The sequence below is a fragment of the Raoultibacter timonensis genome (genome assembly GCF_900240215.1).
Taxonomy (GTDB): Bacteria; Actinomycetota; Coriobacteriia; order Coriobacteriales; family Eggerthellaceae; genus Raoultibacter; species Raoultibacter timonensis.
Map to the genome: position 1 here is coordinate 165,780 of NZ_LT964679.1, position 10,789 is coordinate 176,568.

Annotated in this window: 10 protein-coding genes; 4 read left to right on the forward strand and 6 right to left on the reverse strand. The window is 59.7% G+C overall.

Annotated features, from left to right (window positions below; genetic code table 11):
* Positions 1 to 59: 59 nt before the first annotated feature.
* Positions 60 to 506 carry an HD domain-containing protein gene (locus C1722_RS00690; protein ID WP_102377559.1) on the reverse strand — a complete coding sequence of 149 codons (447 nt, stop codon included), beginning with the start codon at positions 504 to 506 and terminating at the stop codon, positions 60 to 62.
* Positions 507 to 731: 225 nt separating this feature from the next.
* On the opposite strand from C1722_RS00690, the gene C1722_RS00695 reads away from it, so the two are divergent.
* Entirely contained in the window at positions 732 to 1,214 is a 483-nt protein-coding gene (locus C1722_RS00695) for a flavodoxin (protein ID WP_102377560.1), read from the forward strand.
* A 504-nt stretch (positions 1,215 to 1,718) separates the two neighbouring features.
* Here the strand turns inward: C1722_RS00695 and C1722_RS00700 are convergent.
* The 4 genes from C1722_RS00700 to C1722_RS00715 all read right to left on the reverse strand — a co-directional run bounded on the left by C1722_RS00700 (position 1,719) and on the right by C1722_RS00715 (position 5,563).
* Positions 1,719 to 3,284: an amidohydrolase gene (locus C1722_RS00700; RefSeq protein ID WP_102377561.1), complete on the reverse strand. Its 1,566-nt coding sequence runs from the start codon at positions 3,282 to 3,284 to the stop codon at positions 1,719 to 1,721.
* 8 nt (positions 3,285 to 3,292) lie between these two features.
* Positions 3,293 to 4,432, reverse strand: a complete 1,140-nt coding sequence (locus C1722_RS00705) for an aromatic amino acid transport family protein (protein ID WP_102377562.1) — start codon at positions 4,430 to 4,432, stop codon at positions 3,293 to 3,295.
* Positions 4,433 to 4,734: 302 nt separating this feature from the next.
* On the reverse strand, positions 4,735 to 5,154 hold the full coding sequence (locus tag C1722_RS00710) for a peptide deformylase (RefSeq protein WP_102377563.1): 420 nt from the start codon (positions 5,152 to 5,154) through the stop codon (positions 4,735 to 4,737).
* A 151-nt stretch (positions 5,155 to 5,305) separates the two neighbouring features.
* A complete protein-coding gene (locus tag C1722_RS00715; RefSeq protein WP_102377564.1) occupies positions 5,306 to 5,563 on the reverse strand; it encodes a helix-turn-helix domain-containing protein in 258 nt (85 codons plus the stop codon).
* A gap of 266 nt (positions 5,564 to 5,829) precedes the next feature.
* Here C1722_RS00715 and C1722_RS00720 point away from each other — a divergent pair, with 266 nt between their 5' ends.
* From C1722_RS00720 to C1722_RS00730, 3 genes are all read left to right on the forward strand, one after another.
* Positions 5,830 to 6,441, forward strand: a complete 612-nt coding sequence (locus C1722_RS00720; RefSeq protein ID WP_146040568.1) for a cytochrome c3 family protein — start codon at positions 5,830 to 5,832, stop codon at positions 6,439 to 6,441.
* Positions 6,442 to 6,511: 70 nt separating this feature from the next.
* Positions 6,512 to 8,179 (forward strand): FAD-dependent oxidoreductase, encoded by a 1,668-nt coding sequence (locus C1722_RS00725; protein WP_102379473.1) that lies wholly within the window; start codon positions 6,512 to 6,514, stop codon positions 8,177 to 8,179.
* 110 nt (positions 8,180 to 8,289) lie between these two features.
* Entirely contained in the window at positions 8,290 to 9,261 is a 972-nt protein-coding gene (locus tag C1722_RS00730) for a hypothetical protein (protein WP_102377566.1), read from the forward strand.
* Positions 9,262 to 9,460: 199 nt separating this feature from the next.
* Here C1722_RS00730 and C1722_RS00735 read toward each other — a convergent pair whose 3' ends face one another.
* Positions 9,461 to 10,558, reverse strand: coding sequence for a hypothetical protein (locus C1722_RS00735; protein WP_102377567.1), 1,098 nt, complete (start codon positions 10,556 to 10,558; stop codon positions 9,461 to 9,463).
* Between the last annotated feature and the right edge of the window lie 231 nt (positions 10,559 to 10,789).

Consider the following 10,789-nt stretch of genomic DNA (forward strand, 5'->3'; position numbering starts at 1 on the left):
GTTTTACGGTTGGTGCGCGCTGCCGACAGACCTGCCGAGCGATTCTCCTGTGGCGATGGCTATTCTTTCGGAACAGCGGGCGATTCGAGAACGGATATGGCTTGTTGGTATTTTGCAGCTCGAGCACGGTCGTCTTCCGTTATTTGATCGAGTCTGCTGAGGTCCGCATTGTGAAGCAGGTCAGCTTTCTTGACGGTGCATGCAAGGACGCTGCCCTTAAGCTTGCCGATGTAATCAAGGTAGGGGACGGCTTTGTCGTGGTTCAAAAGCTTCAGAGCTTCGAGCACCTCGGTCGGCATGCCTGCGCATCGGAGATCATCATCGGTTGTATCCGTGTCTTCGAGTACATCATGGAGCAGTGCCGTACACACCTCAGCCTCGGTTTTCATGCTTTCGGCTACGTGAAACGGATGGAATACATAGGGCATGCCGCTCTTATCCTTTTGATCTTTGTGGGCTTCGAAACAGATGGCGAGCGCCTTTTTGGTTAACGGTGTGTAGATCATCTATCCTCCCGGTCGAATGGCATACGTATTCTTCTGCTTTTTCGCAGGTCCGAGGTGTGTCAGGTTTGCATTCCCGCCTCCGATGGATTTTAGCACGAAGACGGGGGTGCGCTTCGTTTTTGGCGCCTCAGCGAGCACTCTGGGAGTATTGCTCGAATCTCCATTTGACTTCGAGTGCACTCCAGGTTCTACAATCGGGGAAAGGCAAACGAACAGGAGACATCGATGAGTAAAAAAGCACTGGTGGCGTACTTCTCGTGCAGCGGCGTAACCGAGGGCGTCGCGGAATCGCTGGCCGAAGTGGCGGGAGCCGATCTTTTCGAGATCGAACCCGAAGAACCCTACACCGACGCCGATCTCGATTGGACGAACAAGCAAAGCCGCAGCACGGTGGAGATGAACGATCCCTCGTCAAGACCTGCGATCAGAGGTGCCGTCGCCGACATGGGCGGCTACGAGGTGGTGTTCGTCGGCTTTCCCATCTGGTGGTACGTGGCGCCGACCATCATCAACACGTTTTTGGAGTCGTACGACTTCGCAGGCAAGACCGTCGTGCCGTTCTGCACGTCGGGCGGAAGCGGCGTCGGCCGCACCGGCGAGGTGCTCCGGGCGCTCTGCCCCGACTCCGTCTCGTGGCGTCCCGCCAAGCTGCTGAACGGCGCCTCACCGGCGAGTCTGCGGGCGTGGGTTGGGAGTCTGGACTTGTAGGGGCTTCGGGCAACGCAGGCACGGGCGCACTGCCGGGTTGCGCCGCCGGGACTCTTGCGCAGCGTCGACGCCGTCCGTTTTCGATGCGAGTTCGAGAGTTCTTGCGACGGCTTGTCGGTTGTTACCGCTGATACGGACAAAAAACGCCGCTGTGAAGCGTTTGGCCGAGTTTGGCGGCATCAAAATGAACGCGGGGGAATTTATCGCGTGCCCCCCGATCCTGCATGCCTCTGATCTGGTGCTGCGAGATACGGTATGGGGTAACGCTCACTATTGCATGCGCAGTGGGCTTCAGAGCGGCGATTTTTGTACCATGGACGCTATTGCGCGTGTAGCTTTTGCCGACACCGCCGTTTGCGGTGTGGTTTGCGGCGATAATGCGGTTTGCTGAGCAGCGTGCGTACGTGGTGCCGCCCACGGTGCTGCGCGTGCGCATGTTGCTCCGTGGGCGGTGCCTTTCGCCGGTTCGCCGCCAAAATCCATGTGCGGACGGCTGCCGATGCCCTAAATCTTTTTCGGTCTCGTCGTAAGCAGACGCACGAACGTGCCGAGCCCGTCGGGCAGGGGTTTGTAGCGTTTGCCGTGGAGCCACGTGTCTTGTGCATGCACGCCTTCGAGACTCGCCGGTTCGATGTCGAGCAGGTTTACAGCGCAGGTGAAAAAGCTCGCCTCGTAGCCTTCGCGCAGAAGGCCCTTCTTCTCGCCGAGCATCTCTCCGCCGTTCGCGGTGTAGGTTTTGAGCGCCTCGTAGGCCGAGAGCGACTGGTCCTCGACGTAGAACTCGCGCATGCCGCGCATCTGGAGGAACGGGTCGACCGATTGCACGGGCGCGTCGGTCGATCCGCAAAGCGGCACGCCCGCTTCGGCCAGGCGCGCAAGGGGAATCTGGCTCGCTATCTGGCTTTCGCTCAGGTAGCGTTCGTAGCCGTGCAGGTAGCGTTTGTCGATCCAGGCGTAGCCCGGCTGCACCGTGACGAAGGGCTTCAGCTCGCAGACGCGCTTGACGGCATCTTCCGAGGGGAACTCGCAGTGATCGATGCGGTGCCGCCCGGGTATGCGCTCGAAGATGCCCACCAGCTGGTCGATGGCCGCGTCTCCTATGGCGTGCGCCGAAACCATGAACCCGCGGTTCGCGAAGCCCTCGACGGTGCGGGCGAGCTCGTCGGTGTCGAAGTAGAGCGAGCCTGTGGAGCCGTTGGCGTAGGGCTCCGAAAACGCCGCCGTGCGCGATCCCACCGACCCGTCGAGCTCCCACTTCATGCAGCCACCCACGCGGTTCGCTCCCATGCGGGGAAGCACCTTCTGGAGCTTCGCCTGGTCCATGTACTGGGGGAACAGGCGAACGTCAAGCGGGAAGCGCTGCGCGAGGAACGCGGTGAGCTCGGCCATGCGGTCGCGGTCGCTGTCGTCGGTACCCTCGAGGGCGCACACGGTACCGATGCCGTAGGAGGCGCATTGGTTGCAGAAGTGCGCGACGCCGTGTGCGAGCGCTGCGGGTGTGATGCTCGAGGCCAGGTGGTCGGTGAACTTCCCGAGGTTCGCATCGTGGGCGGGGCCGGAAAGTATGCCGTCGGGTGCGACGTCCTCAAGCCCGAGCGCGTCGAGGAGGGCCGATGAGCACGCTCCCGAATGGCCGTCGATGTTGATGATCCAGACGGGCGCGCCGCCCGCCCACTCGTCGAGCTCATGGCGGTTGGGCAGGCGCCCCTCGTCCATGGCGGCGGATACGTAGTTGCTGAAGATGAGGAGCGACCCGGGCTTCGATTCCGCCGCGTATGAGCGAATCTTCTGCTCGACGCCCGCAAGGTTGTGCGGTTCCACGCCGCCGTGCACGATATCGCAGATCTGCTCTCCCATGCTTGCGAGCGCAATGCTCTCGAGCATGTGCAGGTGCGCATCGATGAGCGCGGGGAACACGTGCGCGCCCGCAAGATCGACCGTTTTCGCGTTCGAGCCGTCAGCCGGCTCGTCGAACCCCGTGATCACGCCGTCTTCGACCGTCATCGTGGCGTGCGTGTCGGTCTCGCTTTCCATGGTGTGGAAGGTTGCGTTGGTGAAAACGGTCTTCATGGCGGCTCCTAAATGCCGACTGCGCTGCCGATGGCCATGAACAGAAATGCCAGCAGCACGACAACCTGCAGGGGGGTGCTGGCCAAGGCGTCCGACAGGAGCAGCCTGCCGTTTTGGCGGCGGCAGCGTCGAAACGCCGGCACCACGAGAAACGCCATCATGATGGCGATGAGGCCGCCGGCAGTGCGCATGATGTCGAGGAACCCGCCGAGGTTCAAGAGCACGAGGATGAGCGAGGGCAGGGTGGCGATGAGCCAGCACACCCGCCGATTCCACCTCGTCTGCTCTTCGATGATGTCGGACAGCGCGAGCGAGATCGACCAGTACGTGGTGAGCATCGCGAGCACGGTGAACGCCGATCCGAGCACCTGGGCCCAGAGCCCTATGCCCTCCGACCAGCCGATCATCGCGAGCTCGGTGATGCGCGCCGAGCTCGCGAGCGAGCAGGTGACGATGACGACGATGAACATGAGGTTGAGTCCGAGCCCGATAAGGATGGCCTTGCGCACTTTGGCGGGATCGCGGTCGAGCCCCTCGACGGCTTGCGGCACGCTGAAGAACGCGACGAACGAGAACATGGCCATGCCAAAGAAGGCGAGGATCTCGTTGGGTTGGCCCACGGTACCGAAGGGAAGCGGGTTATGCCAGTTGAAGAGCGAGGCAACGCCGAGTATCGCCACGATGACGATGATGATGCTGACCGATATGGCCTCGCTCACGCCGAGCACTTTGAGCCCGAAGAACACCACGGCTGCAGCGATCACGTAGAACAAGAGCTGGGCTGCCAAAGGCGGAAGCCCTGCCGCTTGGAATATCTCGGCACCGCCGGCGATGTAGGCGGCGAGGTTCGTGATGAGCACGAGCGTGGTGAGGACGAACAGCGCGATAACGAATACGTTGCCGCGCTTGCCGCGGAAGAGGTACGTGCGGAATACCGAGATGACCTGCGTTCCCTTGCCGCTTCCGATGGTGATTTCGGCAAGCATCATATGCATGCAGTAGCTGAAGAAGAACGCCGCCAGCATGATGGCAAGGCCGGGGACGAGCCCGGCGCGATCAACGAGGTAGGGAAGCGTCATGACGCCGCTGCCCACGCCGTACCCGGTGATAATGCAGGCCGCCTGCCAGACCGTGAGTTTTTTCTCCATGGGTGGAAATCCGTTCCTTGTCTATCGAATGCCAAATGCAACACTGCATTGTACACCGCGTACGGGCGCTTCGGAATGGCGGGTTGCTTGATCGAGGTGCGCGGGACTCAGCCGCGCTTTGAGCCCTGACGGCTGATGCCGCCTTTGTGGCCCGATGCTTTGTTCGGTCCCATGCCGGCGCAGGGACGGCTGGTCGCCCGCGGAGTTGCCAGGCGCGCTTCCTTTGCGGCGAGCGCACGCGCCCATCGCTCTTTGTCGGTATTGTTCGGGGCTTTTGCCATGGTGCGGCTGTCTGCGTGGAGCTAGACCAGCTTGCCCTTGCAGTGGTCGATCATATGCTGGATGATCTGAGCCGTCCATCCCGTGAAATCCTTCTTGCGGGCCACGAGCGCGCCGTCGACGAGTTCGTCGTAGGCGACCTTGATGCGGTCGTAGCGCGTCACCTTGGATTCGTCTTCGAGCGAGAGGCAGCCCTCGACGGCCTTGAACGCGCCGAGCGCCTGCTTGAGCACGGGGTTGTACATGACGTGCGGCTGGTCGTTATCGTCGAGATACACCACGACGCGCTTGGCGACGCCGATCTGGTTGGCGGCCAGGCATGCGGCGCCCTCGAGCGACGCGATGGTGTCGAGCAGGTCCTGTGCCACGGCTTCGTCTTCGGCCGTAGCCGCCTCGCAGGGCTGCGAGAGGATCGCTTCGTCTTGTACCAGTTCCTTGATCATGGTGCTCCTGTCGTGGTTGGGCGGTGCGCGCGCCTTCGCATGGCGAAGGCGCGTTGGTTGCTTGGTGAATTTTAGCATGAAGGCGGATGCTTGTTGATCGGTTTGGGCCGATGGCAAAAGATCGCGTGCGCCCGCGAGCCGGTAGCAGCGCTTATTCGAAGTCGAGCAGCTCCCGGATGTCCATATCGAACACGTCTGCGAGGGCGAGCAACGTGAACAGGCGTGGGTTCATGGGGGTGCCCGGTTTGGATTCGCCCTTTTCGAACTTCTGGTACGTGTAGGCCGATATGCCTGCGGCGTGGGCAACGCCCTCCTGGCTCATTCCGCACTCATCGCGAAGCATGCGAAGGCGTTGTGCGAGCTTTGCCGAGTAGGTCTCGGGAGGAATCTGTCGCTTACGGGTATCCATGCACTCATAATTCCTTAAATTCCCTCTAGACACTACCATACATGTATGGGAATATATTTATGGAATGAAAGGGCGGGAAATATGCGGGCGGGGATTGGGGTTCTCAGCCGATCCCGCTAGAGGCGGGGCTTGCGAAAACAGTCAGGCGTTTCGCAAGTGGTTTTGGTTTTCCTGGACAACTGAAGAAGGCAATTCGAAGGCCGTGCAGCAAGGGCGAATCCCTCCTGCGGCCTTGTTACACCTGCTCGAAATCGAAAGGGGATTCGATGGGGACAATTCGGGGAAAGGCACGTTGGGCGGCGGGAGCTCTCATGACGATATGCGCGGTTCTGGCATGCGCGGGCTGCGCTCCGCAGGCGGCAGACTCCGCCAAAGCGGAAAACTCGCATGAAAGCCCGATTGCATCAGTCGATTTTACCTGGTCACCCGATTCCGATTGCTCGATGTGCCATGCGGACGAAGCGAAGTCGCTGCAGGATTCAACGTTTCCGGCTGCTGTTCACGAACGGGAAGCCGTCGAGTGCGCAACCTGCCACGGCGATGAGTCCAAGCTGTCCGCGGCGCACGAGGGAGCCCTTCCCGATTCCGAAATGCCGACACGGCTGAAAAGCACTGCGGTAGCCGAACAGGTATGCCTTGACTGCCATGATGATGCCGCTGCCCTCGCGCAAGCAACTGCGGGCAGCACGGCTCTCGTCGATTCCGAGGGAACGGCGGCCAACCCCCATGCGCTTCCCGATTCCGAAGACCACGAGGGTATCTCTTGTTCCGATTGCCACAAAATGCACACGTCCGACCCCGTGGACAAGACGGCTATGAACGCTTGCCTCAGCTGCCATCACGAAGGCGTATTCGAATGCTACACCTGCCACGAATAGCGTAGGCAGCAGGCGTTCTTGATGGGTATTGGCGGTATGAGACCGCTTGCCGTAGAGGAAAGGGGAACAGATGGAACATGCGGTATCGAGGAGGAGCTTCCTCAAAGGCGTCGGCCTTGCGGGAGGCGCCGTGGGAGCGGGGATGCTCCTCAACGGATGCGCTTCGGGTGAGAGCGATGCGGGCGAGGCAGCCCCTTGGTGGGCTCCCGAATCGTGGGATATCGAGACCGACGTTATCGTGGTCGGTACCGGCGATGCGGGCTCGCCGGCTGCCATCCGCGCGGTCGATGCGGGTGCCGAGGTTATCATGATCGACAAAGGCGAGTTCTTCGGCGGCTGCTCGGTGCTCGGCGGCGGCAACTGCCAGCTTGCGTGCACGAGCGTTCAGAAGCGCTTCGACATCGAAGACAAGCCGGAGTGGGCCTTCGAGGACCAGATGGAATTCGGTCTGTACCGCTCCAATCCGGAGGTTCTGCAGGCGTGGATCGACACCTCCGACGAGTACGCCACGTGGGTGGAGGACGTATGCGACGGCGAGTGGGTCGACGTGAGCAAGCAGGAGCCTGCCCGTGTGCCCCGTTCTCACCAGATCGCCGAGCACAACGGTCAGCCCAAGGGCTCGGGCGTCGTGTTCTCGATGCTGTTCCACGAGCAGCTCGAAGCTCGCGGTGTGCAGATACTGCTTGAGCACAAGATGACGAAGATATATCGCGAGCCGGGTGGCCCCGTGCTCGGTCTTGAGGTCGAAACGCCTGACGGCACCATCGCCATGAAGGCCCGCAAGGGCGTTGTGATCGCGACGGGCGGATTCAAGGGCAACCCGCGGATGATTCGGGCCCAGCACGCCGCGTTCGACGAGACGCTGATCTGGACCGGTTGGCCCGACGTCCTGCCGACCGGCGACGGGCATCTGTGCGTGACGGATATCGGCGGCGGTTGCGTCGACATGTCGTTCATCATGGAGTTCAGCGGCAGGCTCGGCAGCCGCCAGTACGTGCGGTGGGATCGTCCGCATTTTGACAATCCCTCGACGAGCACGGGGCTTCCTTCGGGCAAGCTCGACCACATGGTATTCGTGCAGAACCGGGGCACCCGCTACCTCAACGAGGCCGGGTGGGAAGCCGGGCACACGCTTCCGTGGCTTCCTCACATGGTCGCTTTCCTCCAGATCGAGGGCAGGCCGCGCATGGAATGGTTCGTGACCGATCAGGCCGGTGCGGAAGAAGCGGGTTGGCCCAAGTTCGAGGATGCGTTTTTGAACCCCGATCCCGAGAAAACGCCGTGCTGCGAACCGGGTTGGGTCGCGAAGGCGGATACCATCGCCGAGCTCGCAGAGCAGATGGGCGTGCCTGCCGACAACCTCGAGGCAACCATCGCGCAGTACAACGAGTACGCCGCCGCAGGCGAAGATCCCGATTTCGGCAGACCCGGGCCCCTCTATCCGGTTGCCGAGCCGCCTTTCTGGGCTGCGCGTTGGTGCCGTATGCCGCACGACCAGTGCACGGGCATCCGCGTGAACCAGAACATGCAGGTTGTCGATCAGTCGTTTCAGTGGCAGCCCGAAGGCTGTGACAGCGTTCCCATCAGCGAAGAGCCGGTTATCCCGCACCTGTACGCCGCAGGCGAGTGCACGGGCGGCACGGGCGGTGCCGTACGCGGAAGCGGCAAGCGCGGCTGGTATCAGGTGCATGGCTACATCGCAGGCGATATGGTCGGCAGGGAAGAGCCGATCGCGTAGGTGGTATTTTGATTGGGCTGGCCAGAGGCGAGCTCTTGCGAGTCGGGGGTAATGTTTTGACGGGAAGGGGCTCGACGCTCCTTCCCGCCTCTGCGTGAAAGGACGTTGCGATGGACGAAGCGGGAACGGCGCTTGACGGCGTGACGGGCGGGGCCGATGGCTCTTTGGCGGTTGTAACGCATGCCCCCGAGCTTGTGTTGAGCAGGCGCAGGCTCGTTCGACGGTCGGGCGGAGCCGATCTGACTTTGATCGCGAGGGTAAGCTGCTTGGATTTCTGCGATCTCAGGGGCACCAAGGTGCTTATGAGGAGCAGCTCGGGCGAAGCATGGGAAGAGGAGATCGTAGCCTTCAACGGAGCCGAGAACGAGACGCGCGAGATTGCGGTTTTCGTAGGTCCTGATGTAGGGGCTTATTCGTGGACGGCGACGTATCGGGATGCGGGAGACGATGGCCGACCGGCCCACTCCGAAGTTACGAGCACGGTTTCGTTCGAATACCGTCCGCATGCGGTGAGCTTGGCGACGTGGGGCGCGTCGCTGCCGGCCGTTGTGGGACAGACCGTTATTGTGCGGATTGGTGCGAAGTGCGCTGACGGATGTTGTTTGGGCGGCGCGGGGTTTCGTGTGTGCGACGATGGTGGGCGAGAGGTTGCTGCTGGTGTTCTTAGCGAGGCGCCCCGGGAGGGTACCGATGGACTCTACGGAGCCGAGGCGTCCTTTGCGGCACCCGAAGAGCTGGGAGTTCATCGCTACACGGTGGTGCTCGACGCTTTTGACGGCCACGACGAGGCGCGATCGACGTTTGCATTTCTGGTGATCGAGGAGCCGTCCTGCAAGATCGAGGTAATCGTGACCGACGAGGACGCCGGCAACCCCATCGCCTCTGCACGGGTTTCGCTCCATCCCTTTGTCGAGACAACCGGAAGCGATGGGCGCACGGTGCTGCCCGCCGATATCGGCAAAGGGACTCTGCGCGTTGTTGCCAAAGACTACGAGGACGAGCTGCTTTCGCTTGTGGTGGTGGGGGATACGGAGTTGCATGTTGCACTCAAGAGGAAGCCCGAGGACGTGGGGGATTTTTGATTGGTGCGAATGCTTGGGGTGCGGTGACTCGAAGTGGGCTTGCATTGTATGCTTAAAATGGCTGGCAATGAAATCTAGGGAGGTTCTTTTCGTTTCTTTTTTGTTAGGCTTTTTGGGTAGTATGGTGTATGCGCGATTGTTTAGAAGGCCTCCGAACGCAAAGGCGAAAACGCATTTCCTCCGCGCAAGCAACGAGCTTTCAGTTAAAGCTCTCCGGCACCAATCCAAGGGAGTTGATTGATTCGTGGGCTTTGCTCAAATGGTCGAAGGTGCTCAACACGGCACTGGAATCCCATGTGCGCAGCAACGCATCAATGCTGGTGTGCTCGCACTCGCTTTTGATCTTTTCGAGTTGCTTGATATCAGAAACTGCAACTATCGCTTGGACGGCAGGATTGCTGGTTGCTTTGATCAGATTGAGTATGAGACTATCTATCGATCCTTTGTCTTGGACTTCGAATACATAAATCACCTTGCCCATGTTGCCGATTTGGGCTTCCCAAACGGCATCGACTCTCGCCCCGGTTGCCACATAAACTTCGGATCGAGAATCGAATCCGAGCAGTCTGCCTATGTCGACCAGTCTGTCCCTGATTTCATCGTGCAGAGAAGATGCTCGAAGGTCATTGCTGCCGAGGCATTGCCTTGAGGCCGTGGCCGAGCATCCCAGCTCTTGTTCGACCGCTTCTCGGGCTTCTATTCTTGCGACGTCCCAAAAAAAGTAATCGACAGCAAGAAGGTCATTAGCGTCAGGAACGCCTGCTTCTTTCAACATCTCCAGGATTTCCTTACCAGCTTCGCAGACTTGGATATAGCGTGTACCGGTTCGCTGGTACGAATACTTCGATACAAGGGGTATGCCAAAGTATTCGAATGCTGTGTTTGTGGTACCATTGTAAATCATGTATTCGGCGGGGTTTGCGTAGCATAAAAGTTCAGATGCGGCTGCATACCCGAGTCCATTAACGTTGCCAAGAAACGAGTCCCAGCGCTCCGCTATTGGATTTGATCCAAACAGCAAATTGATAAGACTGGTTTTTAGCGTCTGAATTCCGGTATTTTCAATTATCTCGAGTACTTTGTAGCGCTTATTGCCCCACATGCGTAGCGCCCAGAGTTTCCCTAAATACTCAACAAAATCATCTTCATCGAAGGAGCTGATAACTTTTACGTCGTATGATCTGTAAGCTGCGGCGCGTTCGTTTCTTTCTTGGATGTCGGATGTAAATTGTATTGGGTCTTCGGCCTGCAGTGCGAGGTATTTTACTATGGCGCTGTTGAACCTCTCTTTGTCCACTGATCAGCCTTTCAAACTTGTTGGTAGCGGTGCAATTGTGCAAGCTTGTAATGTTAACTCGTTGAAATGTGAGTACGAATTGCCTATTACTATACCCCAAAGCTCATCGTTTCAGTAAATTGATCACTCCAAAAGTACTTTAGCCTATTTTGTTAAAGCAAGTAGGTTAGTTCGGCCAAACCGCCGTCTATGCGTACAGGGGTCACTTAGGATGCAATACTCAGCCTAGGC